The sequence below is a fragment of the Hyphomicrobiales bacterium genome, assembly GCA_039973685.1.
GTDB lineage: Bacteria > Pseudomonadota > Alphaproteobacteria > Rhizobiales > JACESI01 > JACESI01.
Genome location: JBDWKL010000042.1, coordinates 40,869 through 64,975, shown reverse-complemented (window position 1 = coordinate 64,975; position 24,107 = coordinate 40,869). Strand labels below are relative to the sequence as shown.

Below are 24,107 nucleotides of genomic sequence, written 5' to 3'. Positions count from 1 at the left end.
CAATCTTGTCGAAATACGGGGCCGTTGAAAGCGGCAACGGTGTCCTTAGGATGCCTCGCACACATCATGAAAAAGGGAGAGCACTGTTTGTTTGCGGTCCAAATTCATGCGTGATTCTAGGTCAATCCGCTCACGCATCTTTTCCCATACCTTAGCCAAACTGACAAGCGTCTCTGGCGTGCCATCACTTCTAACTTTTTGGCTAATGTAATCCTCCATGAGATCGATGAAGAAATGATACTTTTCATCGCCACCTCTTGCCGCCACTTGATCCGCAAAACTATGCAATGCCCCCATATTATAATTTGGTTGGCTTGCAAGCAATGAGTGACAGTCATCGACCAGCGAGGCCATTTCATTTTCTAAGAACTGATACGCACGACGAACGCTGCCACCAAGGTGAGCATTGTAGTTTTGCAAGCTATCAAAGTTCAACGCTTTGCCATTGCTAGCAGCCGATAAGGCAGTTGTCAGATCGGCGTAATTGAGAGAATTGAAATCTAACTGTTGGCAGCGGGACCTAATGGTCGGAAGCAATCGACCGGGTTGGCTGCTGAGCAGGAAAAACAGCGTCTTTTCAGGCGGTTCTTCCAATATTTTCAACAAAGCATTGGCGGCACTGATTGTCATCTGGTCTGCGCTATCAACGATTGCAACCCGCCAACCAGATTCCCCCGCTGTTGCACCAAAGAAGCCAACACTGCGGCGCACTTCATCAACCGTCAGCTGAGTTTTGAATTTCTTGGTCTTTTCATCCATCGGTATACGGAGGTGGAGAATATTAGGGTGTCCGCCGCTGGCGATACGGCGAAACACGGCGTTATCGGCATTAGAACTTGCGACAAGCGCATCCATGTCCGGCAATGGTTGATCTGCATTGAGTTCGCAAAAAGCGCGAGCAATCCGAAAGGCAAAACTAGCTTTTCCAACGCCAATCGGCCCACACAACAGCCAAGCATGATGCAAACGCCCAGCCTTGGCACCTGCCAGAAAACGCTCAGCCGCAGCCTCTTGACCAACAAAACATCCGTTTTCATAAGGTTGAAGCAGCCCCTCAATCCTATCGGCAATCGGTATGTCATAATCAACAGACTGCATTGGTAGCCCTTATTTGTTCTTAGGTTTTGGTGTTGAGAGCGGTTTCAAGAAGGGCTGAATACAAGCGCTGATAACTCCCGCAACATTCTCAGGATCTTGGCTCGCATCCACAACAATACAGCGTTTTGGTTCATCAGCTGCAATTTTCAAAAAAGCTTCACGGCGCTTCACATGAATGGCGATGTCGTCTTTCTCAAAGCGGTCGATATGATCGATGATGTTTTTCGCACCGTCTTGTCCTGCAACAAGCCGTTTCGTCACACGCTCCAAACCAATTTCTGGCGCAATATCCATGATGATGGTGAGATCTGGATGCTTGTCACCAACGGCAATCTCTTCCATTTGCTTTAAATAGTCAGCGGAAACACCATCCCCACCGCCTTGGTAAGCGCGGGTGGAATCATAAAAGCGGTCGCACAAAACGATTTTATTGTTCGCCAATGCAGGCAGGATGGTTTCACGCATATGATCAAGTCTAGCTGCGGCAAACAGCAAAACTTCGGTCTCTGCACCAAATGGCTGAGCCGCACCGCTCAAGAGCACTTGTCGAACAGCTTCGGCACCCGTTGAACCACCAGGTTCTCGAGTTAAAACAACATTATAGCCATTTTTCTTTAAGTAATCTGCAAGACGTTTTATTTGGGTGGATTTACCAGCCCCTTCGCCGCCCTCAAATGTCACAAAGACCCCAGACACTTTTCGCCCCCATTAGCCGCATCAAATTCAGCAAGACGCGCTAAATAGCGTCGGTTATATCCAGCCGATCATTAGCTCGAAAATTGCATCCAACGCGCGTTGATGCAACTCCCCCTTTTCAACATCGTCATTTGTGAACACCTCAGTGGTACTCACCACCTTGCCATCCAATTTAACAATGAGCTTACCAGCAGGCTGCCCCGCTTCAACAGGAGCAACCAGAGGGCCTTTATAATGGACCTTCGCCGTTAGGCGTCCACTGACCCCTTTTGGCAAGAGAATAGCGACAGGTTGCTTAGCAACCACATCGACGCGACTTTGTGTTCCACCAAATACTTTCGCACCGCCAATAACTTCACCTTTTGCAAAGATCGGTCTTGATTCAAACGAGCGGAAACCCCAACTCAACATGCGGCGTGCTTCTTCTGACCGCGCTTTGCGCGTTTCCAAACCATTGATAACGAGCAAGAGACGACGATCATCTTGAACAGCGGATCCAACGATCCCGTATCCAGATTCTTTGGTAAAACCAGTTTTAATACCGTCACCACCAATTTTGGATTTCAGCAACGGATTGCGATTGAACTGGCGAATTTTGTTCCACGTAAACTCAGGTTCAGAGAAAATCTTATAAAGGTCAGGATATTCATGAACCACATGGCGCCCTAAGATCGAAAGGTCACGCGCAGTCGTATATTGATCAGGGTCTGGTAATCCGGTTGCATTGGTAAAATTACTGTCGGTCATACCAACGCTTTTGGCGAAGTTATTCATACGGGTCGCAAAAGAGGTTTCATTTCCCGACATACCCTCCGCAATCACAATTGAAGCGTCATTGCCTGATTGTATGGCAACGCCACGGATAAGGTTTTCAACCGAAACAGTTTCCGTTTTGGGGTCGATAAACATTGTCGACCCGCCCGAACTACCGCCACCTTTTTTCCAGGCATTAATGGACATCGGCAGCCCATCTTTTAGCGAAAGCTCGCCCCGCTTCAACGCATCAAACACCACAGCAAGCGTCATGATCTTCGCCATACTAGCAGGCGGCATTCTCGTTTCAGCATCATGCTCATACAAGGTGGCACCGGAGGCGACATCTATCAAAATGGCATGTTTTGCTTCAGTTGAATAAACCTGAGCCGAGACCGTTGAGCTTGCGATGAATAGAAAGAATGCAGAAAATAAATAGAAAACAGTGCGATGTGCCATCATCTTATCCAAACGAGAAATCTTGTCCCCCAACAAAACGCGAGTAGTAAACTCAATTTTGAGAAATAACTATAGCATTTGGAGCCGTTTTGCGAATTATCTTTAGAGCAAAAGGTAAATTAGTCTCAAGTGTTACTGAAGCGTAGCTGTTTTTCTTGTTTAACTCACTTGAAAGCGAGACTGAACCATAACGGCTAAATTGCTCAACAAACTTAAACGCATCATCATGCGCGACATTTTTGCCGATCAGTATCGTTTGGCGGATTTGAAACGCTAACGGTTGAACTTTTGATGGTTTCAGCAAACCATCAAACACATTACGAACATTGACCGTCGGCAAATAAGCATTCTGCCCATTTGGTCTTGCTTTAATCACTTGTGCTGGTTGGCCATGATTAGGCGTTACAGTGCTTGATCCGCCTTCTTGCCACAACAAACGAGGGCGCAACACCAAAGGACCGGCGTCACCCGAGCCAACAAGAGCTGCTGGCTTTATCGATGCCGCAGGTGCTGTTGGTGTATTGGATACTAAGATCGGCGCTGGGGTTGGAGCTGGGTTCTTCGGGACGGCAGGCTGAATAACCCGCGTTGGTGCTGCAGCAATCTGCGTTTCACCACCAATTTCCCCATTAAGCGCCGCATTCACTTCTTCCGGCGATAAGCCTGCATATTGAAGCAGCTTTTTTCGAGCCGCGACTTTGCTTGGTTCAACTGAACCCGGCCCCTTGTAGGAGGATAGAAGATATTTCTCATCACTACCATCAACTGGCGCACGACCGATATATTTCACCTTAACTTTAGCAATACCCCCTGCCCGCGTGCCCAAAAGCTCAGCGGTGCGATAGGATAAATCGATAATGCGTGTCTTGTGGAAAGGCCCGCGATCATTCACACGAACAATAACAGAGCGACCATTTCGTACATTCTCAACGCGCACATAACTTGGAAGCGGCAACGTTGGATGCGCTGCCGACAAGGCGGTTTGATCGTAAACTTCACCGTTCGCCGTTTTGCGACCATGGAAATTAGGACCATACCAAGAGGCTATGCCGGTCTTATTATAATTTGGCTGGTGGCGCGGTTTATACCAGCGCCCATTAATTTTGTAAGGCTTGCCAACAACAGCACGTCCGCCACCACGTGGAACGGGTGCAAATGCTGATTTTACAATGCGCTCACTAGCGGCGCCATAACTGCGGCCAGCTTTAAACTTTGCTTTGGTGCGGATTTCTCCAGACACGGGCGGCTTAACAACCGCACTTTTGGCCGTTTTATTCGCGCTCTTAAGACCTGGAATACCTGCAGACGGTGTCTTCGAAAATTCACCCGAACAGGCAGACAATGCAACAGCAACACCTGCAAGCATTGCAGTATGCAAATACGTTTTTTTAGCTCTCACCGGCATGGTGCGCACATTCCCCGTAAAATCCCGACAGTCTGTGGATACATTGGTATACCACGAGTCTTATCCGCAACACCAACACAAACGTGTGAGAAACGCGCGCACTCAACCCAATGATCAAACACTTCGATCACATAAGATAAAATTAGCTAAAATTCTAAACATGGCATTAAGGACAACGCCTCGGACCCCTCGTCCCTGCCATCAAAAAAGTAGTTTCAGCCCCAAATTCTCACAACTTTCACCCCTTATGGCGAAGGAAATGGTTCTGCACCTGCCGCCTCTTCCCTATTTTTGCCAGCGCCGTTGATCTCTAAAGGACATTTTCGCAGCCTGTATAGATCCTCAGACGCAATACAGCATACGCCGAATTCACCGCCACAAAAAAACGTAAGTCATTGTATCTATTCAATATATTTTCTTTATTTTCAAAATTCATATAACAGCACATCAGATTTTCAACTGACAAACTACCGTTTCAATCAAGATTGGAGCGCTAACAGGCAAGCCAAGGCGGGTAACAAAAAAAGCAACCGCTATCGCGTTCACGATTCGCCTGTAAAATTTTGGGAAAACCCATTTTCATCGTTAAGCCTCCCTTAACAACACCAACCTTCACAGCCTTACGGAGCCTCTTCAACCAAGAGATTTTTCACAATTCCATTGTTTTTTTGTGTTTTGGCAAAAAAATGCGTTTTTTGCTCTTGTATTTTGAACAACATTCTAGCAATAAGGCGGTCTCGGAGAGGTGGCAGAGTGGTCGAATGCGGCGGTCTTGAAAACCGTTGAGGTTAACGCCTCCGGGGGTTCGAATCCCTCCCTCTCCGCCATATCACATCTATATCCATATGTTTTTCAATCAGATAAATGAAATCGACTGGGCTTCACCCCACCGATTACGCGCGACTATTATTTTTTTTGGCTAAGTTATACGGAAACACTGGAGCCAACTTGCTCCCCCAAAATCGGGCCATTTAGTCCTACAACTTTCCCATTATGATCCCGTTATCGGGAAAAGGCCTTTTCTATGAACCCATCAAAGTGCAACGAAGCTTAGATCGCGTTTGTTTTTAGGTAGGCAGAGGGTAAAGGGGGCGTTGCCGAGGTGCGGAGTTTCTTTGCCACTTCTCGCTTTGCTTCATCATTGCTCTGGTCGTGCTGTAGCCCCCAAGAAGCTATTTCCAGTTCGCTTGAAAGCGGCAAACTTTCGACAAAACCGTCTGAATTTCGCACCTTTCCCTGACATCTGGTTGAGCCCTAAAAAAATATAAACAACAAATTAATTTCGAGGACAAATAGTTAGGATGGCAATAATCATTTGAAAATTAAATTAATTTAATACACATTATAAGCAGAATAAAAAAATACAGAAAATATAAATACTATAAATTGAAATTTGGAATGTGGAATATGAGATATTAATAATTATATAGATAGAGATACTTGTTATGGACGATAATATATTTGAAATTGAAAACCCATCAAGTATTAAATCCACATCAAATCCCTATAAAATATTTGTTGATGGCTTGGATTTTTATAAGAATAACCTCTCTAAATTGAACAAAAATAAGAAAAATGAAATTGAAAAGTTTTTATTGAAACTCCTTGATGCGGCACCAGCCCAATTCAATGTTAAAATTTCTATCGAAATTTGTAATCATGACTACCTCCCCTTAAAAATCGTTAGATACCTCGCGTTAAAACCAATTGATATTGCTAAGCCGATCCTTACGCATTCCAAAATCTTAAGTGAGCGCGATCTATTGGTGGTTACAAGCGTGCGAGGAGATCAGCATCGCGCTGTCATTGCCGCTCGAGCTGATGTGACTTTTGCAATCTCTTCAAAGCTTGTCGAAAAAGGCGATGAGGAAGTCATGCGGATTTTGACAGAAAATTTAAACGCTTTGATTTCTCAAAAAACATTTCGAATAATCGGAGATAAATCGTCAAACAATGAAAATCTCAAATTTCTCGTTCTAAACCGAAACGACATTACTATTAAGTCGACGGAATATCTCCTTGAGAAATTCAATTTGGCCGAACTGAATGAAATAAATGAAAAAGCTGATGGGCCATTAAAAATACACCTAGAAATCAAAATTGATAAATTAAACACCAATGACAATTTTAGCTACAAATTAAACGATGAAACCAATGCTGAATTGCAGAATTTAAATCAGATACAAAAACAATATTTGGAAACTAAAATTACCGAAAAAGCACTCATAGATGCCATTAATTCCGGTACAAGTGATATTGTAATTTGTTTCTTTTCAACCTTAACCGGCTTGGGTTTAGAGGACATGCTCGAGTGTATTTCTAATGCTGACGCACGAAAGTTCGCGATTGCATCAAAAGCAAAAGGGTTAAAACAGAAAACGCTCGAAGAAATTTTGAATTCAGACGTATGGCGAGCTACGCCTTCTCGTGAGAAGGTTTCAGATGCCGTGCGGACTTATAAAAACCTCAAGCAGAACATTGCATGCGAGCTTTTGAAGAAATAACGCGTTAGGTTGCTTAAGAATTTACGCGTGACTTGATGTTTTGAATATCCAGATGCAAAATACAAGAACATAGGCACCACATTAGGTAGCCATTCACTTCCAAAAACTCTTCAAAATATGTGGGATTGTCCACCAGATCCTTGATTCTATCAAAAGGCCAAGCCGATAGAATAAACGCGAGTGCGCTATAGGCAGCAAGTGCTGACGCTGAGATTAGGTACAGCTTAAGTGAGCCTTTAAAAACATCCCACGATTTAAGGATCTTAAAAAGACACGCGAGCGCTGCCATGACAACGACAACTCTAAATACTGACTTTAAGGTGTCCAAAATGTCTGCTTTGTCTTCCAGCGCAGTTGGTAGCTCCAGAGCAAACTCGCGGGAGAACAATAAAACACTGAGTGCGCTCAAAAAATAAAACACTGGCTTATGTGTTTGATCTACTTTTTTCGAGAAAACGAAAAAACACACCGCGCTAATGAGCAAGGCGATGTTTTGGATTATTTCAGCCAAACCATTTTCAGCAAAGGCACTGTTAAGCGCCTGCTGAGGGAAAACATCCAGATTGAGCGCCGTGAAAAATATAACGGTAATTAGAACCAAAATGCACGTGAGACCTAAAGATAGAGGGTATCTATTTGAACTCGTAATAAACCGCATTTAACAATCACCCTCTGTCCTATAAATTATCGCAGATCAGATCTGGCAATATGACAGATTTCATTCACCTTCGTTGCCTGCATAATAGGGTGGCTAAGCAGCATTGCAAGCTTCTTGCGCACGTCACGACATCTTAGATTATCTGACATAGCCAACCGACGCTAAGCGCTATCATCCGCCAAATAGAACTGGAAACTCATCCGCAACCAACGGCTCATTGTTTTGCAATGTGACCTGCGGGAATGGTGGTGATGTTACGATCCCTTCCCTGCGCACAAAGCTTACCCCATCACCCACCAACCGCAACGAGAAGGCTCGTCGTTCGCTGGTAGCACTGGTGTTGGCTGGTGCGCCATGGATGGTTTTATAATCAAAGGCCACCGCATCACCAGGCTCCACCGCCCAGCCGACGATATCGTAAGCGTCTCTGTTGCCATTGATATCAGGAATGTTCTCCAACCCGTCATCTTCGTTCAACGCGGAACCATCAAAGCGCTGCGGGCGATATAACGTGTCCCACTTATGCGACCCGGGAACAAACTCCAGTGTGGTTTCTCGAGGCACCACATCAAGCGGAATCCATAGGCTGAGCGTCTTAGGTCCAGACACACAATAATAAGGCGCATCGTGATGCCATGGTGTCGGCACACCAGTTTCAGCCTCTTTAACCAGAACATGTTCATGAAACAGCTGAACCTTCTGGCTTTCCATCAGTTCCGCTCCAATTTCAGCAGCGGTAGAATTGAAGATGAAATCCTTATACTCAGGAATCCGGTCCCAGTTGCAATAATCGACAAAGAAGCGCCCACCTCCGTTTTCGCCCTTGTAAATTCGAGCTCCTTGATCGTGGTCTTTCATGTTGGCTGCAACGCCATCTTGGAGGGTTTTGATCCAATCAGAAAACACCCCACGCAAAACGGTCACACCGTTATCGCGGAACTCCCGTTTTGCATCCTCAGTGATATAGCTACCCATGGCGTCCTCATTGTCGTTTTAGTCCGTTGGCAAAGCTTACACGCCGACACAGAAAAAGAAAAACAATTCAATCAATGATCAATAACCGAAGGAGTGTTGCCTGTTTATTGAGTGCGTGGCAGGCTATCTGCGGCGATACAGACATGGCCTAGTTAGAAACCGACATGACAAAAAGGTTTGATGAAACGATGCGAACTCTCAAATTTGTTCTGATGATCATTGTGGTTTTTGCAGGTTTTAAACCAGCTTTAGCGCAGACTATCCCAACAGAAACACTTAAGTCTGTGGTCTCGGTGTTACCCGTTTGGCCCAACCAACCACAAGGCGGCACGGGTGCACGGGCTGGTACTGCGCCTGAGGGTAGCGGCGTTGTGATCACCAAAGAGGGGCTGATCGCAACGGCATGGCATGTCATCGCGCCCGCACGGCGTATTGATGTGCGCCTGCATGATGGCCGCATAGTGCCTGCTGAATTGGTTGGCAAAGATGAAGCAAGCGATATCGCGCTTTTGAAAACAGAAGCGGCACTCGTCCCATTCAAACTCGCAGATGAACCAGCAATCTCATCCTCCGTCTGTGCTATCGGCAATGCCTATGGGCTCGATCTTTCAGTCACTTGCGGCGTTGTATCAGCGGTTCGTGTAGGTCATGCGGGTTTTAATACCGTCGAAGATTTCATCCAAAATGATGCGGCGAGCAATCCGGGCAGTTCTGGCGGCGCACTGGTGAACGAAGCAGGTGAACTTGTCGGCATGCTATCAGCAATTTTCGCCTCACAAGCTGATACCAATGTGGGTGTTAATTTTGCTGTTTCTGCAAGATTGTTAGATCGCGTTGTAACGGCCTTACAACAAGATGGTGCGGTGGAATACGTGCAAGCAGGTTGGCAAGTGACGCGGCTGCGTCCTGTACAGGCAGCTGAGTTCTCTGGTGCTCTTATCCGCAATGTTACGCGCGATGGCGTCGCTGAAACCAGCGGGCTTCTGGCTGGTGACATTATCACGCGCATCAATGGCCGCCTGATCCGCCGCCCACAAGATGTGCGCTCTGAGATGGCACTTGTGCAAAACGGCACAGAAGCGAAGGTGCAAATCATCCGCCAAGGCCGTCAAATCAACGCGTCGCTGAGTTTCGAACAAGAGGAACCGAACAACGCTCCCACTGAGAGCACGGAGCAAGTTCCAATCGCACGGTCGACCGACCCAGATTGCCCGCATCCAGCCGCCGTGTGCCTTACTCGTCAGGCTGTCTTCCCCATTGAGAGCTTTGATCCAATTGCGAGTGCTGTGCGTATCGGGCCTGACCTTGTTGTCACAAACCGCCATGTGATTGGCGACCGAAAAACCGCCAACATCCTGACGCCAACAGGTCCCGTTAAAGGCGATGTCATCGCTTCTTCTTATCGAGGTGATCTTGCCGTGTTGCGTGTTTCTGGCTTGCCTGCAGATGGTTTGATTTTGAAGCCCGCAGATGGCCAAACCGATCATTATGACAAAGGCACTTATTTCGCCGTTGGCGCTGATGCGGCCCGTCAGCAAGTGCGTGTGTTCGACGCGGGACAAACGATATTGCCGCCAGCAAATGGCGCTCCCTTTGGCAGACACCACGTGACGTCACGCATGCAACCTGGAGTCAGCGGTGGCGCGTTGATCAACGCCCAAGGTCAACTTGCTGGTATTGCTGTTGGTGGTGGTGAGGGCCGATACGAAGCCCTGCCCCTGCCCCAAGTCAACAAATTATTGGCAGGCGTTGATGCTGATGATGCTCCAACCACTCAGCAAACATTAGGCAAAGCTTTTGTCCGCTGTGTCGCAGCTGTCGATGCTGCGCGGGACACACCAAGAGGCCAAGCCCATGACGCATCACTCGTTGAGGCACTCACAGACTATTGCCTGACAAGCGAAAACCCCGGTGAAATGGTGAATGCAGGACGATTACTTGGTATTGGGCGAGCGACAAATGAAGCCATTAACCTGCATGAAGCCGTTGTTACGCGTGTACCAAACTCAATCAATGCGCGCCTATCTCTTCTTGTCTCCCTACAGCTAGGCGGCCGTTTCATGGAGATGCTTCCCCATGCACGATGGCTGATGGATGTTATCGCCGATGACCCACAAGCTCTACGCTTTGCTATTCAATCTGGCGTATGGGGTGATGATAAAGCACTGGCTGAAAGAGCCTATGCAAAATTGCTGAAAGCTGATCCACGCCAAGCTCAAGCGGCACGGCGTTTCATTGACAATGCCCCGCCAGCGCCACCGCGCCGTTAAATATCGCAGAACACCACTAGTCTTGGCTCGGATCGATAATCCAACCAACCGCGACCAAACCGTCCTTGCGTGGTTTTGTAGCACGGGCAAAGATTTTGGCTTTCAAATCGGCGGCTGAAAGCGCGGGCGATTTAGAGAGCATGCGGGCTGCAAGAGCTGCAACGCGCGGCACGGCATAACTGGTGCCAGATGCCCTACCCTTTGCCCCTCTAAAATCAACAACGGGCTGGTTTTCAGCGGGCACCATTAAATCCACACTGGTCTCTCCCCAATTCGACCCTTCAGCCAAATGTCCAAACGCATCTGACGATGTCACTACGATGATATTGTCGAGCTTCAATGCACTCGGCCAAAGTGGGTTCGCGTCAATGTCCTCGCCATTATTCCCCGCCGATACGATGGCAAGCATATTAGGGTTAGCCTCCATTGCTGCTCTAAAGGTCACCCAATCTGATTGCTTGCGACTACCAAGCGGCATTGAAATAATACGCGCGCCTGCCTTTGCTGCCTGTTCAACAATTTTGCCCATACGGCTCATATTAGGACGAGGATAACGATAAGGAATGAGCGCTGCATCGGGTGCTTCACGCGCAATAATGGAAGCCACTGGCGTACCATGGCGAACGGGTTGAAAAACGTTTCGCGCGGTATCGCCATCATAGGGAAGTTGATCAAGGTCCCAAAAATCATAACCAATTGGAATAGACGTTTCATCGCGTGCCAAGCGGTTTCGAAACAGCGGCAAATCATAAGCAAGACCACTATCAATGAGAGCAATCCGCACCCCACCCGCATCCCTGCCCGCAGGCCAAGAGGCTTGCAATGTCTCGCGCCAAAGCGTGGTTTTCAAGTCTTGATCAAGCTGTTCGAGCAGGATGTTTTCGCCGTCTTCATAAATGATACGTCGCGCCGAGCGCACCATGCAATTGCCGTCGGTTTGCGCTTGCATAAGGGGGCGTGGCGCGCGCCCTTCTTTTGCGTCTTCAAAAACATCAGCAGTGAACCGGCGAAGTTGCTCGTTTGCGTGAATATAGGTCAACCGCAATTCACGATTATCTGGCAACGCAAAGGCAATTTCATGGCGTTTGAAACGAGCGTTTTCCGGCGACTTCTCTTCCCGCAAATACCACGCACCGATTAATTCAGCTTGTAAGGATGGGCCATCGATTAGATTGGCGGTACAGGCATTTTTAACAGCTTGCTGTAACCATTCGCTCGGCTCATCAACTCGCTCTTGAGCCAAGACATCGAGGGCGGTCAACATCATATAAAAAGCAATCGCAAAAGCGAAAACCGATCGTTTCCAATACAATGCTAAAATAAACGACAAACTGAGGCACCTGATCAATCGCCCTTGAAATGGCGAATAAGATTGTTACCTGCAATCATCAAACGCTCAACGAGATCCGTCAAGTCAACGCAAAGGCGTCACGAAGAACCAATGACGAACTATTTTTTTTGTTGCTGAATGCCTTTGATGACACTGAATAAAGCGAGCAAACCTGTAATTATAGAAATAATGTAGACGCCGCTTTCCATCTCAAACAATGATGGGTGTTGTTTTTCATCGACAAAATAACACAAGCCAAACCAAAGAAATGTACTGAGCGCCATCAAAACACTCGCGCTCAGAAAGAACCTGATTGCTGGAGCTTTATCTTGATCCATTTTAAGCATTCCTCTCCAAAAAAAGCAGGGTTAGCCCGCATCATTGTGCGATCAATTCCAACTTCTGCTCCTCATTTACAATATTCTCGATTTAATCCGTGATCATTCCTCAAAGTGCTTTGCTGTTATAATTCAATTCAATTCCTCGCCGCTGAAAGCGAGAAACAAATCCGACAGCGCGACATAAAGGTATTACAAAATTGTCGATTTAGTATAGAATTATATGGCGTTCAAATATAACTATTCGCTCATTTCAGCGTTCAACTCCCCTCGTGGTAAATGAAATACAAACTTTTGGAAGGGTGAAAAGTGAATAAAATCCTAGGAAACTCCTTGGTAATGGATCAAGCGCACGTTGGCGACCTGCGACCAGAAGACTTTACTCACCTGCAAACCGCGTTCGACCTGCTCCCGAAGGTGATCTTCTATGTAAAAGACCATAATCGCCTGTGGGTAACATGCAACAAGGCAGCTTTGAGCCTTTTGCGGATGTCCGAGCTATCTGATGTGATTGGGACGGGGGAAGAAGATTTTTTCCCACCTGCGGTCGCTACAGCCATCAAAGAAGACGACTTGCAAATTATCGAAAATGGCGAATGCATTGTCGACCGTGTTGAAGTTATCACAAATGAGCAAGGCAAGCTGGTTTGGGCAATGACGAGTAAGATACCAATTGTAAATGCAGAGGGCATCGTGCTGGGCATTATGGGTCTCACTCAAATACTCGATGTGAATGCCCAACTTCCTGCTGGTTTTGAAAAACTCAAAGTTGCCATTAAGAAAATCGACGAATCCGTCGAAAAAATGCCGACGGTCCCAGAACTTGCTGCTTTGGCCGACATGTCAGAAAGCCATTTTCGACGTAGTTTCAAACAATGTTTCGGCATTGCACCGCAAGATTTCATTATGCAACAAAAACTGCATCATGCAGCAGAGCGTTTGACCACAACAGACCTTTCAATCGCACAAATTGCAGTTGCCTGCGGCTTTGGCGATCAGAGTTATTTTATTCGTCAATTCGGTCGTTTTTTCGGAGAAACTCCAGGCAAATATCGTCTTAAATGGCAGTAGACAAAAAACCTCTATCCGCCTCTCAAGGGTTGAGATAAGGTTCACTAAATTCAGTCGCCAGAACAACTTATGGACTTTGGGCAAATGGGTACAGAAACAGTCAACACTTTGGTTGTTGGAGGTGGTCAAGCAGGCTTAGCCATGAGCGAGCATCTTCGTGACAATGGGGTTGAGCACCTTGTTTTGGAGCGCGATAGAATAGCCGAACGCTGGCGCACCAACCGCTGGGATAGTCTGGTTGCCAATGGCCCTGCGTGGCACGATCGTTTTCCGACAAAAGAGTTTGATGACATAGATGGCGATGGCTTTCCCACGAAGCATAGTGTCACCGCTTATTTTGAAGAATTTGCCAAACAGATCGAGGCACCCATTCGGTGCGGTGTTGAGGTTTTGTCGGCTGAGAAAGATCAGGCTGACACAGGCTTCATCGTTGAGACCACGCAAGGAACCATCCAAGCAACAAACATCGTTGCTGCCACTGGCCCCTTCCAACACCCTGTTATCCCGCCAGTTGTTCCTAATGATGTTGATGTTTTACAAATGCATTCAACCGCCTATCGCAACCCTGACCAGCTGCCCGAAGGCGCGGTTATGGTTGTTGGCGCAGGATCGTCTGGCTCACAAATTGCCGATGAACTGTTACGCTCAGGCCGTAAAGTCTATCTTTCCGTTGGTCCACACGACCGCCCCCCGCGAAGCTATCGTGGCAAAGATTTTTGCTGGTGGTTGGGCGTCTTGGGCAAATGGGAAATGAAAACACCACCTGCAGGCCGCGAGCACGTAACCATTGCTGTCAGCGGCGCTCATGGCGGACACACGGTTGATTTTCGAGAGCTTGCAGAACGTGGCATGAACCTTTGTGGCATGACGCAGGCTTACAATGATGGCACGCTCACTTTCGCAAGCGATCTTGCAACAAACATCAAAGAGGGTGATGACAATCTTCTCTCTCTGCTTGCTGAGGCAGATGAGTATGTAACCGCACAAGGTCTCGATTTACCCTTGGAAGAAGCCGCTAAGATAATCCGACCAGAACCTGAATGTTTGGCGAACCCAACATTGTCGATTGATTTGAGCGAAGAAGGCATTACTACCATCATTTGGGCAACAGGTTTTAAGCAAGATTTTGACTGGCTAAAAGTTGACGCGTTCCATGAGGATGGCAAGCCTCACCACGCTGACGGCGTATCCAAGCATGGCGGCATCTATTTCCTAGGCCTTCCTTGGCTCTCAATGCGCGGGTCGTCCTTCATTTGGGGCGTTTGGGTAGATGCCAAAAACCTCGGCAGCCATATTGCCAACCGCAACCAGACATTGGGCCTGTAAGTAGTATGAACACCCTTGAGATACTAAGGCAGCTCATTGCGTTCCCAACAGTTAGCATTGATCCCAATCGCGCGCTGATCGACTATTGTGATCAAATCCTCCGAGGTATCGGCGCGAAGACAGTGATCATCGAAGATGAAACTGGTACAAAGGCCAACCTTTTCGCGACCATTGGCGCAACGGATAGACCCGGTGTTTTATTATCAGGACACACCGATGTTGTCCCAATTGCGGGTCAAAATTGGACGAAGGAACCGTTCACCCTCACCCAAGAAGGTGACAAACTCTTTGGGCGCGGCACCACGGATATGAAGGGCTTCGTTGCGAGCGCTTTAAGTGCGGCAATAAAAGCATCAAAGCGAAGTCTCAAAACGCCGCTGCATCTGGCACTTTCCTATGACGAAGAAATCGGCTGCATTGGCGTTCGGTCTATGATCGACATGTTAAAAGAAGCACCATTCAAGCCAGTGTTTTGCATCGTTGGTGAGCCAACCCTTATGGCGGTAGCAACAGGCCATAAAGGCAAAACAGCTGCCCGCGTTCAATGCACGGGGCAAGAGGCGCATTCCGCCCTTGCGCCAACCGCGCTCAATGCAATCCATCTAGCGTGTGACATGATCGCCTTTATTAGATCATTGCAGGAAGATGTGGCGGCAAACAATCTCCACGATGATGACTACGACATCCCCTACACCACCCTACATGTTGGCAAAATCAATGGTGGTGTCGCGCTTAACATCGTACCGAATAATACGGACTTCTTTTTTGAAATCAGAAACCTGCCGGAAGATGATCCAGCGATCTTGATGGAGAAAATCACGGCACATGCTGATAAGCTTATTCAGCCTTTGAAAGCAGAATTCCCGCAAGCATCCGTCGATATTGAGATCACCAACACTTACCCGCCTTTAGGCACGGCAAAAGACGCGGATGTCGTGGACTTCGTAACCTCGCTCACCGGCAAAAACGCCACCATAAAAGTAGCCTTTGGTACGGAAGGTGGATTGTTCTCGACAGAGCTTCGCATTCCAACTGTTGTTTGCGGGCCAGGTTCTATGGATCAAGGCCATAAGCCAGACGAGTACATTGAGCTAGATCAACTCACACAATGCGATGCGATGATGGATACTCTCATTAATCGACTTGAAGCAGGAATTTAACTCACCTACTGCGTCAACTTATCTTGGCGCGCCAACCACACGACGAAATCGTGGATTGTGCCCTCATAGTTTTCCTCGGCCAATGGCCCACCAACGGCATGAACAGAGCGCAGCGAGCGTTGCATTGCTTCGAGTTTCTCGCGGTCTTCGCGGTTCACCTCTTCCCACAAATCAATGCGCTGCTTGATCGTTTCTTCATCCAAATCATCGCCATAAGCTGACATCGTCCATTTCACTTCGATGGAATCAGCAGAAAGAGGGCGAATGGACAAAGAGACAAGCAGTGATGCCGCAATGCTTACGACTTGGCACGGGAAAACAGAATAAAGCGTTGATCGATGCCGCGCTTCCTCATTCAGCCCAACAGCCCCATGCCCACGAGGTGGGATTTCATTGGGATAGCGCGCGAAATAACTGGTAAAGCCGTTACCAGAGGCCGCTTTCTCGCACAGTCCTGTCGGCGTGTAGCCATGCAGTGTTTGTGGGTGAACAACGGAGAGATGATATCCCTCCATGAAGTTCTCAATCAAGCATTTCCAATTCGCATTCCAAACCTCTGTGGCAGAATGCACCACATGGAAATTTGTCGGGTCATAGGCGCCGATCAACTCATCTAGGCCCGTGAGTTCCGCATCAATATCGGCCGGATGGTCGTCGAGCGACACATAGATAAACCCAAACCGCTCAACACAATGAAACGTACCAAGCTTGCATGTCTTGGGATCAAACGCCGCGTTCTTCATGCGCCCCGCGCGTACAAGCCCACCATCGGTGCCATACATCCACGCATGATAAGAACACACAAACCGCTTGGTGTTACCGTTGCCCGTTGCAAGCGGCATTCCGCGATGGCGACACACATTTGAAAGCGCTTTGATATTAGTCTTATCACGCACAACGATCAAAGGTTCATCGAGCAGTTGCAGTGTCAGATAATCCCCTTGATTAGGGATCTCATCAGCCCGCCCGATACAATGCCACCCACGGCGTAAAAGTGTGGCACGTTCGTAGTCGAAAAAATGCGGGCTTACATAAAACTTACCCGGTAGCCCCCAAGGGCTATTCTCGGCTGATTTTGCTATTCCATCTAGTTCCTGTCGCATGGACGAAACAGATGCGGTCAAGGCGCTGAAAGCAGTTAATTGCTCACTCATCTCCCGGAACCCCATATGATGGCGCTCCTTGTGGGTTAAGCGCACGTTGAACATAGGCTTCTAGCTGAGGCTTATATACGTCCCAAGCATTTCTAATTGAGACTATCGGACAATCTTGCGTCCAATCACATCTTAAATCCGACACAGGCCAAGAAACTTTGTCGCAAATCTGCATTCCTGCTGAGTGAATAGGCCCTGCTTCACCACCAGCATCTAGTCCGGCTTGCATGGCAGCAAGGAGCCGATCACCTATATGACCCGTTGCATTTTCAAAGCCTGAAACGATTGCAGCAGGCACTTCGGCGTTGGCTAATAGGTTGCCAGCAGCCACAACATCCCTGCCCTCTGCCTGCGTCCAAATACCGAGCGAATTACTGCCGGAATGGATCGCTGTATTGCCCTCAACATCAATGGCCAGAACCTGCCGAAACTCAAGGTGCTTTTGGGTGGCTTTGATCTCTGCAATCGCCTCGCTCGATGACATGCCCTTCGCCATTAAATCAAGCGTCAAAGGCCCAAGCGACGGGTCCGTGACATTTTGGCTAGCAACAGCACCAACGCCTGCGCGGGTATAAGAACAGCGCGCTGCAACTGCCGGAGAGGATGAGGCAACAGCAACGCCAAACATGCCAGTTTCAGCACAGCGAGCGACAAGAGAAAACGTCATTCTGGGATCACCGCCGTGCCATCAATTTCAACCAACCACTCAGGCCGCGCTAAAGCTTGCACCACAAGGCCAGTGGATACGGGATGCACGCCTTTGATATATTCACCCATGGTGCGGTAAACAGCTTCGCGATGGCGAACATCGGTGATGTAGACCACCACTTTGACCAAATGCTCCATCTCACCGCCCGCTTCTTCAATAAGCTGCTTGATGTTCTGCATGACTTTGTGGGTCTGCTCCACAGGGTCATGGCTCTCAATGTTCTTAGCATCATCCAAATTTTGCGGGCATTGGCCTCGCAGCCATACGGTCTTGCCGCCTTGGGTCACGACAGCCTGACAAAGGTCATTATCCAAATCTTGCTCTGGATAGGTTTCCTTGGTGTTGAATTTTCGAATTCGGGTATGCGCCATAATTGTCTCGTTTTTAATGGAGGCTGACAAGCAGCTTAGAAGAATGCCTATAGAGGTAATTAGCCAGCTTGTTGCATTCTTGAATTGAGATAATGGGCAAAATCATAATTTGGCCGCTCAAGGTGAGACAGATGACCAGGTTTTGCAGCCCTTGAACTAAGTCCTTTATAGACCTTCTCAGTACAACCCTTATCTTCTACATTCACCTCATCAAGCAGCGTTTTCAACTGCTTGAAGTTTTCCCGTGCGGATGGATCGTTGGCGTAGTCCTCCGACATGCCGCCACCAAAACCGATCTTAACCTGCCCCACACCTTCTGGCTGCAAAGTTAAGTACCAAAAATATCCCGGCGTCAGGGTAATCAACAAGCTTGGGTAAATCGCCAACAGGTATGTCATGCGACGGCGATCCCCGCTCAAGCGCGTATTATTTGGGTGCGCCATTGCGATCTTTAGTGAATCGTCTTTGAGAATTGTGTGATAGTTGAACGCCTTTTCACCTGCCGGACAAATCATTTCTTCCAGCTTAGAAAGCCCACCAATGGTACCCGAATGACAAACGGGCAAATGGTAGCTCTCCATGAAATTCTCAGCGAGCACCTTCCAGTTTGTGTCCCAAACATGGGTTTCAAAAAAGGTCTGGCGATAGTTCGTCATGTCATAGTCGCCAACCAGTTCCTCGACCTTCACAAGCTCGTCAGCGACTGGTTTCGCGTCTGGGTTCAACGTGACAAATGCCCAGCCGAGCCATTCCTCACAGCGAACTTGCGGTAACTTATAGTGATCTTTGCAAAAACCGTTGTTCTGCGTCATCGCTGGTGCGCCGCGCAATGTGCCATCAAGGTTATAGGTCCAAGCATGGTAAGGGCACACAATAGCGCGGGCATTGCCCTGCCCTTCAAGCAAGGTGGACATACGATGCAAGCAAACATTCGACATCGCCTTCAACGTGCCGTCTTTATCTCTCAAAACAATAATCGGTTGATTAGCGAGCTCAAGCGTCAAGTAGTCGCCTGCGTTTTCTAAAGAAGAAGCGCGACCGACACAGAACCAATCCTTTGAAAACACGTCAGAAAGCTCACGCTGCAAAAATTCATCCGACGTATAGACAGATGTTGGCATTGCATGCGCTTCTTCAAAAGGAACAGACACATTGTCTGCAAGTTCTAAAACGGCGTCTGTCATCAAAAGCTCCCGGAACAATTCACCAACACGGGTAAAGGTAGAAATCCACGGGATACATTGCCATATTTTCAACAGCGATCAAGCAGATTTTCGTTTGTTGGCTTTATCCCCTATTTTAGCCAAACAAACAAAAATAGGATGTCTAGTTTCCGACAGAAATAACAGCTGCTTGCGCCCCATCTACGATCGAGGCTGGAATGATAGTCACGCCTTTCACAATCCCGCCAACGACGGTCTTAATAGCCGATGGAGATGATTGCGCAGACAAAGTATTGCCGTCCTTCAACCCTCGACCAATCAAGCCCACAATGTCGGGTGATGATGCAAATTTTGTATGGTTCGTGCTTGAAGCGCCTTCAATCTCAGTCAAATCGATTACTTTCAAACCGAGCTTTGCAAGTTCAACTGGATCCGTTGCTCCGACACGATTAACGCCACCAGCCAGCCGTTGGGAAAGGTTAAGCGCACGATCATCATTGGATACAAGAACCGTGAACCGATCTTGCAGGCTTCTAACGCTCTTTAATTGCGTCTTGAAGAAATCAATATCAATATCAGGTGATGCCAGCACAACATGACGAAGCCGCCCTCCAGTGGAGCCTCTTTGTCTCAATTCCAAGGTACGCATGGCTTCCAATGTAACTAAATTACCCATGGAATGCGCGACAACATCAAAATGCGTAGCATTCACATCACCCAAAATAACGCCGAGACGGCTCAGCTGTTCACGCGCTTGAAGGGCACTATTGATATCATAAAGATAATCAAACGTGCTGCCCCTTGATGCCCAAGAAAACAACACCGGAATACCTTCATACTTCGTATCATGAACGAATTGAGCAACGCGCAGAACAGCAGCGCTGAAATTCGTGTTATATCCATGGACGAAAACGAGAATATCCTTTTGCTGTCCAAATCGTGACGCTAATTGATTATTCAAGTTCGCTTGAAAAGCTACAGGACTTTCAATCAAATTAGGTTCTGACAAAATAAAGCTTTTAGTGGGGTCAATGATTTTACCATTGAGCCGCTCAATCGCACCTTCTTTATGTCCTGCAGGGATCGAAACATCGATAGAACCAAGCTGCATGGTCGGCGAGCGTTCGCCACTGAAGTATTCGAGCTTATTGCTGGATTTTTTCCGCGTTGTGGCGATGTAAATTTTTCGAACTGTCGCGCCATTTTGTTGGGCTGCCGTAATATGCTCAGCACCCAAGCCAACCACATCACGAGGAATACCCGCACAGGCACCCAAAAGCACAGCCATCAATAAAACGACAACAATCGACGCAAATTTATTGGTTGGGATATTTAACAATTCTAGATCACTCAGTGCCAAAATAGATGCGGGATATTGTGTGAATCAACATTCGCATAATTCAACGTCATTCAGCAACTAAATCTCATTAACATTTAGTTCATCAAAAAATCTAACGATTAGGATCATATTCCATCGATACAAATACAACCGTCGGTTACTCAAAATAAACACTTATGTATTATGACAACACTCATATTCATACTAATTTGAGCGCGGCTGATGAGAAGTTATTTAATCGAATTAATGACATTTTTTACGGGCAACTTGCCAAGTTCCGCCGGTATTACAAAAAACAGTGAGACCGCTGGCAGGATACGAGCAAGCCAAATTGCTGCGCTGACAAACGTTACCCCATTGATGATGCTTGCTAACATCGTAAATGCTGGGGTCGTTTTGCTCTTCATTCAAAATGATCCTTATGCGGAATACCTACCTATCTGGGGCATAGCCCTTTGTTTCTTCTCTGCCCTTGGTATTTATAAATGGCAGAAAGTTCGGGACCGTAAAAGCTATTCGGCGTCAATGCGCGCGCAAAAGAAATTCCTGCAAAGTGCGGCATTATTTGGCTTGATATGGGCCTTTATTCCGATGGTTTACTATCCTCATTCGGGACCGGGTACACAAGTACTCGTCATCGCGATAGCTGGCGGTATGATGGGCGGCGGCGCCATGTCGCTATGCTCCATCCCAAAAGCCATGCTAATTTGGCTTTTATCAATGGGAGCTGGCTGCGCTATTGGGCTTGCTATCGCGGGAAAACCATCAGACTACGGTTTACTCGCTCTCCTAGTTTGCTTCATCATAATGTTGTTGCATTCAGGCCGATCGCTTGCTCTGAACTACCTCAACAATTTGATTAGTGCCTTCAGTTTGGAAGAAAAGAACGACACCATTAGCGTCCTTTTGAAAGATTTCTCTGAAAACACGAGTGATTGGTTATGGCAATCGGATGAGTATGGAACACTCATACATGGTCAAGAAGGTTTTGAGACGTATCTTGGCACAATACCGCAATGTTTCTGTGTAACAGGCAAAAAAGAAACGGCCGACTTTGTTAAGATCAAGGGCGCCAATATGATTAAAAAATATTGGTCGAACCGCGAGGCATTCATGGATGTGCAAGTCAACGCCTTCGTCGATGGCAAGGTCCGTTGGATCAGCATCGCTGGCAAGCCACTATATGATGTGAAAGATAACTTCATCGGCTTTCGCGGTGTGGCATCAGATATTACCGACAAGAAAGAAGCGGAAGAGCGCATTGCCTATCTGGCACATAATGATGCCCTTACCGGCCTGGTAAATCGAACTCATTTTTCGCGCTCAATAACAGAACACATCAATAGCAAAGATGAAAAAGGCCTTTGGGCAGTGATGTTCTTGGATCTTGATGGCTTTAAATTGGTCAACGACAGCAAGGGCCATGCTGCAGGTGATCAACTATTGGAAATTGTCGCTAAGCGCATAAAATCACTGTGCACAGACAACGACGTGGTCGCCCGACTAGGTGGTGATGAATTCGCTATTTTGTGCCGAAGCGCTAACAGCATTCAGGCTTTAACAACTTTTGCCGAAAAACTAATCAATGCAATTAAGCAACCCTACCAATTGGTTTCGGATCACAGTGTTTCAGGTATAAGCACATCGATCGGCATTGCATTGGGAGATCACGGCGCGGCTTCAGAAGAAAGCCTCCTCCACAACGCTGACCTTGCGCTATACCGAGCTAAGCATGAAGGAAAAGCCACTCACCGGTTCTTTGATTTAGAAATGGATCAACTTGAACGAGAAAGACGACTTTTAGAACAAGATCTTCGCGAAGCTCTTTCAAAAGATCAGTTGTCAGTCTCATTCCAACCGTTGGTATCAGCTGAGACCAAAAAGACTGAAGGCTTCGAAGCCCTTGTTCGTTGGAACCACCCAGAACGCGGTATAATCTCTCCAACTGAATTCATCCCAATTGCAGAACGTATGGGTCTGATCACCGAAATTGGCCACAAGGTCCTTTGTGAGGCTTGCTATCACGCGGCTAGTTGGCCAGCTCATCTATTTGTTTCAGTCAATCTATCACCGCAACAATTCATCAATAGCCGCATTGTAAAATGCGTAACCGAAGCGCTGACGACAACGGGACTAGAAGCACATCGTTTGGAACTTGAGGTGACCGAGGGGCTACTCATTGAAAACACTGAGAATGTCACAAACGTACTAAAAGAACTGAAGGAAATCGGCGTTTCAATAGCCTTGGATGATTTCGGCACTGGATATTCTAGCCTGTCATATTTGCTCAAGTTTCCTTTCGATAAGCTCAAAATTGATCGCAGCTTCCTTATGGCGATTGAGACAGACGAAATGGCGAAAAACGTGTTCGCAGCCATTGCTAAATTGGGCAACATTTTAGAACTCAAGATTACGGCTGAAGGCGTTGAAACAAAAGAACAAGTGAAAGTGCTGGAATCGTATGATTGCACACAATTCCAAGGCTTCTTGTTTGGTCGCCCTCTCACTATTGAGGATATGCCTGCATTTTTGATGCAAGAACATAATTGCACAAATGATGTAGACACCCAAACCGACGATGAAAGCAAAATGCTTGCTTAATTTGGTATCAGGGGGCGAAGAGGCGCCAATGTTTTTCGATTAAAAACGAAGAGCCTCTATCAAGTCCCTTGTCATCACGACAAATGATGAAATCGCTAGACGGGTCTATACAGGTAAACGCCCCGTCTATCCGCTGTAACATTGAAGCTTCAACCAGCGTCTCATCGCGATCAATCGTTTTACCGTCAGAGCTCTTAAGCATTATCCTCGCCGTAGACCACCCAAGCGGCTTTAAAACCTCATCACATGTAATGTTATCATTCTTGTTAAACCCCAAAAGTGCAAATTGGGGTGAATGACTTCCTTCTTCAACGTGCCCTAAAAGCTTGGTGTCCACCTCTCCTCGCCTAAACCCAACACCTTTGATGAAGGCAGGCTCCGCTAACCGATGCAGCGGAGAAAAATGAGGTGTATCAATCAAGGGGCCGTCAAACCATTTCCAATCACCCAGCCCTTCAACCTCCACCTTGTCACCGATATGGCGCACAACAAGGGTCATATGGTTGATCATGCAACCGAAACCGTCTGTCACGTAGAGCGGAACGGGGTCTTCATGCGCAAGATTTGGAATATCCATTGCAGGGGCAAAATTCAAAGAAACAACCGCCGCGCTAAACCCTTGCCGCTTCATCATTTGTTTTAAGGATTCTTGAAGCGGGAAATACCCGTCTATCGTGTCTTCAAAGACATGGCCTGCGAGCGGGATGATGGTGGGTTTGGTTTTCAT

20 protein-coding genes and 1 tRNA gene are annotated in these 24,107 nt (G+C 47.4%); 7 read left to right on the top strand and 14 right to left on the bottom strand.

The genetic code is table 11. The features are described from left to right. Positions 1–45: 45 nt before the first annotated feature. The 4 genes from ABJO30_10855 to ABJO30_10840 are packed head-to-tail and all read right to left on the bottom strand — an operon-like array spanning position 46 to position 4,411. On the bottom strand, positions 46–1,098 hold the full coding sequence (locus ABJO30_10855; GenBank protein ID MEP3233316.1) for a DNA polymerase III subunit delta': 1,053 nt from the start codon (positions 1,096–1,098) through the stop codon (positions 46–48). 9 nt (positions 1,099–1,107) lie between these two features. After that, complete coding sequence (tmk, locus tag ABJO30_10850) at positions 1,108–1,794, bottom strand: dTMP kinase (protein ID MEP3233315.1); 687 nt, start codon at positions 1,792–1,794, stop codon at positions 1,108–1,110. 54 nt (positions 1,795–1,848) lie between these two features. Further along, complete coding sequence (locus ABJO30_10845) at positions 1,849–3,006, bottom strand: D-alanyl-D-alanine carboxypeptidase family protein (protein MEP3233314.1); 1,158 nt, start codon at positions 3,004–3,006, stop codon at positions 1,849–1,851. 52 nt (positions 3,007–3,058) lie between these two features. Continuing rightward, complete coding sequence (locus ABJO30_10840; GenBank protein ID MEP3233313.1) at positions 3,059–4,411, bottom strand: septal ring lytic transglycosylase RlpA family protein; 1,353 nt, start codon at positions 4,409–4,411, stop codon at positions 3,059–3,061. A gap of 739 nt (positions 4,412–5,150) precedes the next feature. Here ABJO30_10840 and ABJO30_10835 point away from each other — a divergent pair. Together ABJO30_10835 and ABJO30_10830 are read left to right on the top strand one after the other, a co-directional pair. Beyond that, a tRNA-Ser gene (locus ABJO30_10835) sits at positions 5,151–5,238 on the top strand. 618 nt (positions 5,239–5,856) lie between these two features. Then, entirely contained in the window at positions 5,857–6,915 is a 1,059-nt protein-coding gene (locus ABJO30_10830; GenBank protein MEP3233312.1) for a DUF2336 domain-containing protein, read from the top strand. Positions 6,916–6,928: 13 nt separating this feature from the next. Here ABJO30_10830 and ABJO30_10825 read toward each other — a convergent pair whose 3' ends face one another. Further along, the gene (locus ABJO30_10825; protein ID MEP3233311.1) at positions 6,929–7,573 is read right to left on the bottom strand and encodes a hypothetical protein; all 645 of its coding nucleotides are present in this window, start codon (positions 7,571–7,573) and stop codon (positions 6,929–6,931) included. A gap of 171 nt (positions 7,574–7,744) precedes the next feature. Continuing rightward, entirely contained in the window at positions 7,745–8,548 is an 804-nt protein-coding gene (locus ABJO30_10820; protein MEP3233310.1) for a phytanoyl-CoA dioxygenase family protein, read from the bottom strand. A 188-nt stretch (positions 8,549–8,736) separates the two neighbouring features. On the opposite strand from ABJO30_10820, the gene ABJO30_10815 reads away from it, so the two are divergent. After that, the gene (locus tag ABJO30_10815) at positions 8,737–10,818 is read left to right on the top strand and encodes a trypsin-like peptidase domain-containing protein (GenBank protein MEP3233309.1); all 2,082 of its coding nucleotides are present in this window, start codon (positions 8,737–8,739) and stop codon (positions 10,816–10,818) included. 16 nt (positions 10,819–10,834) lie between these two features. On the opposite strand, the gene ABJO30_10810 is transcribed toward ABJO30_10815, so the two are convergent. Together ABJO30_10810 and ABJO30_10805 are read right to left on the bottom strand one after the other, a co-directional pair. After that, a complete protein-coding gene (locus ABJO30_10810) occupies positions 10,835–12,085 on the bottom strand; it encodes a S8 family serine peptidase (GenBank protein ID MEP3233308.1) in 1,251 nt (416 codons plus the stop codon). A gap of 182 nt (positions 12,086–12,267) precedes the next feature. Next, entirely contained in the window at positions 12,268–12,486 is a 219-nt protein-coding gene (locus ABJO30_10805) for a hypothetical protein (protein ID MEP3233307.1), read from the bottom strand. 339 nt (positions 12,487–12,825) lie between these two features. Here ABJO30_10805 and ABJO30_10800 point away from each other — a divergent pair, with 339 nt between their 5' ends. From ABJO30_10800 to argE, 3 genes are all read left to right on the top strand, one after another. Beyond that, positions 12,826–13,557 (top strand): helix-turn-helix domain-containing protein, encoded by a 732-nt coding sequence (locus ABJO30_10800; GenBank protein ID MEP3233306.1) that lies wholly within the window; start codon positions 12,826–12,828, stop codon positions 13,555–13,557. A gap of 84 nt (positions 13,558–13,641) precedes the next feature. Next, positions 13,642–14,883, top strand: coding sequence for an NAD(P)/FAD-dependent oxidoreductase (locus tag ABJO30_10795; GenBank protein MEP3233305.1), 1,242 nt, complete (start codon positions 13,642–13,644; stop codon positions 14,881–14,883). A gap of 5 nt (positions 14,884–14,888) precedes the next feature. Continuing rightward, positions 14,889–16,043, top strand: a complete 1,155-nt coding sequence (gene argE, locus ABJO30_10790; GenBank protein ID MEP3233304.1) for an acetylornithine deacetylase — start codon at positions 14,889–14,891, stop codon at positions 16,041–16,043. A 5-nt stretch (positions 16,044–16,048) separates the two neighbouring features. Here argE and ABJO30_10785 read toward each other — a convergent pair whose 3' ends face one another. The 5 genes from ABJO30_10785 to ABJO30_10765 all read right to left on the bottom strand — a co-directional run bounded on the left by ABJO30_10785 (position 16,049) and on the right by ABJO30_10765 (position 20,779). Beyond that, the gene (locus ABJO30_10785; GenBank protein MEP3233303.1) at positions 16,049–17,197 is read right to left on the bottom strand and encodes an aromatic ring-hydroxylating dioxygenase subunit alpha; all 1,149 of its coding nucleotides are present in this window, start codon (positions 17,195–17,197) and stop codon (positions 16,049–16,051) included. Next, a complete protein-coding gene (locus ABJO30_10780) occupies positions 17,190–17,864 on the bottom strand; it encodes a DUF1028 domain-containing protein (GenBank protein ID MEP3233302.1) in 675 nt (224 codons plus the stop codon). The genes ABJO30_10785 and ABJO30_10780 overlap by 8 nt, the downstream gene beginning before the upstream one ends. Further along, entirely contained in the window at positions 17,861–18,277 is a 417-nt protein-coding gene (locus ABJO30_10775) for a RidA family protein (protein ID MEP3233301.1), read from the bottom strand. Before ABJO30_10775 ends, ABJO30_10780 begins: the two co-directional genes overlap by 4 nt. Before the next feature lie 59 nt (positions 18,278–18,336). Beyond that, on the bottom strand, positions 18,337–19,461 hold the full coding sequence (locus ABJO30_10770) for an SRPBCC family protein (protein ID MEP3233300.1): 1,125 nt from the start codon (positions 19,459–19,461) through the stop codon (positions 18,337–18,339). A gap of 142 nt (positions 19,462–19,603) precedes the next feature. Next, entirely contained in the window at positions 19,604–20,779 is a 1,176-nt protein-coding gene (locus ABJO30_10765) for an alpha/beta fold hydrolase (protein ID MEP3233299.1), read from the bottom strand. Positions 20,780–21,001: 222 nt separating this feature from the next. On the opposite strand from ABJO30_10765, the gene ABJO30_10760 reads away from it, so the two are divergent. Continuing rightward, positions 21,002–23,380, top strand: a complete 2,379-nt coding sequence (locus tag ABJO30_10760; protein ID MEP3233298.1) for an EAL domain-containing protein — start codon at positions 21,002–21,004, stop codon at positions 23,378–23,380. Positions 23,381–23,387: 7 nt separating this feature from the next. Here the strand turns inward: ABJO30_10760 and ABJO30_10755 are convergent, their stop codons facing one another. Then, on the bottom strand, positions 23,388–24,107 hold the full coding sequence (locus ABJO30_10755; protein MEP3233297.1) for a hypothetical protein: 720 nt from the start codon (positions 24,105–24,107) through the stop codon (positions 23,388–23,390).

What these genes read in the sequence shown, in the direction of transcription:
- argE (MEP3233304.1), top strand. Translation starts at nt 14,889, where the DNA reads ATGAACACCCTTGAGATACTAAGGCAGCTCATTGCGTTCCCAACAGTT.
- ABJO30_10825 (MEP3233311.1), bottom strand. Translation starts at nt 7,573, where the DNA reads ATGCGGTTTATTACGAGTTCAAATAGATACCCTCTATCTTTAGGTCTC.
- ABJO30_10800 (MEP3233306.1), top strand. Translation starts at nt 12,826, where the DNA reads ATGGATCAAGCGCACGTTGGCGACCTGCGACCAGAAGACTTTACTCAC.
- ABJO30_10770 (MEP3233300.1), bottom strand. Translation starts at nt 19,461, where the DNA reads ATGACAGACGCCGTTTTAGAACTTGCAGACAATGTGTCTGTTCCTTTT.
- ABJO30_10820 (MEP3233310.1), bottom strand. Translation starts at nt 8,548, where the DNA reads ATGGGTAGCTATATCACTGAGGATGCAAAACGGGAGTTCCGCGATAAC.
- ABJO30_10830 (MEP3233312.1), top strand. Translation starts at nt 5,857, where the DNA reads ATGGACGATAATATATTTGAAATTGAAAACCCATCAAGTATTAAATCC.
- ABJO30_10840 (MEP3233313.1), bottom strand. Translation starts at nt 4,411, where the DNA reads ATGCCGGTGAGAGCTAAAAAAACGTATTTGCATACTGCAATGCTTGCA.
- ABJO30_10795 (MEP3233305.1), top strand. Translation starts at nt 13,642, where the DNA reads ATGGGTACAGAAACAGTCAACACTTTGGTTGTTGGAGGTGGTCAAGCA.
- ABJO30_10760 (MEP3233298.1), top strand. Translation starts at nt 21,002, where the DNA reads ATGAGAAGTTATTTAATCGAATTAATGACATTTTTTACGGGCAACTTG.
- ABJO30_10775 (MEP3233301.1), bottom strand. Translation starts at nt 18,277, where the DNA reads ATGGCGCATACCCGAATTCGAAAATTCAACACCAAGGAAACCTATCCA.
- ABJO30_10780 (MEP3233302.1), bottom strand. Translation starts at nt 17,864, where the DNA reads ATGACGTTTTCTCTTGTCGCTCGCTGTGCTGAAACTGGCATGTTTGGC.
- ABJO30_10810 (MEP3233308.1), bottom strand. Translation starts at nt 12,085, where the DNA reads ATGATGTTGACCGCCCTCGATGTCTTGGCTCAAGAGCGAGTTGATGAG.
- ABJO30_10815 (MEP3233309.1), top strand. Translation starts at nt 8,737, where the DNA reads ATGCGAACTCTCAAATTTGTTCTGATGATCATTGTGGTTTTTGCAGGT.
- ABJO30_10785 (MEP3233303.1), bottom strand. Translation starts at nt 17,197, where the DNA reads ATGAGTGAGCAATTAACTGCTTTCAGCGCCTTGACCGCATCTGTTTCG.
- ABJO30_10755 (MEP3233297.1), bottom strand. Translation starts at nt 24,107, where the DNA reads ATGAAAACCAAACCCACCATCATCCCGCTCGCAGGCCATGTCTTTGAA.
- ABJO30_10805 (MEP3233307.1), bottom strand. Translation starts at nt 12,486, where the DNA reads ATGGATCAAGATAAAGCTCCAGCAATCAGGTTCTTTCTGAGCGCGAGT.
- ABJO30_10845 (MEP3233314.1), bottom strand. Translation starts at nt 3,006, where the DNA reads ATGGCACATCGCACTGTTTTCTATTTATTTTCTGCATTCTTTCTATTC.
- ABJO30_10855 (MEP3233316.1), bottom strand. Translation starts at nt 1,098, where the DNA reads ATGCAGTCTGTTGATTATGACATACCGATTGCCGATAGGATTGAGGGG.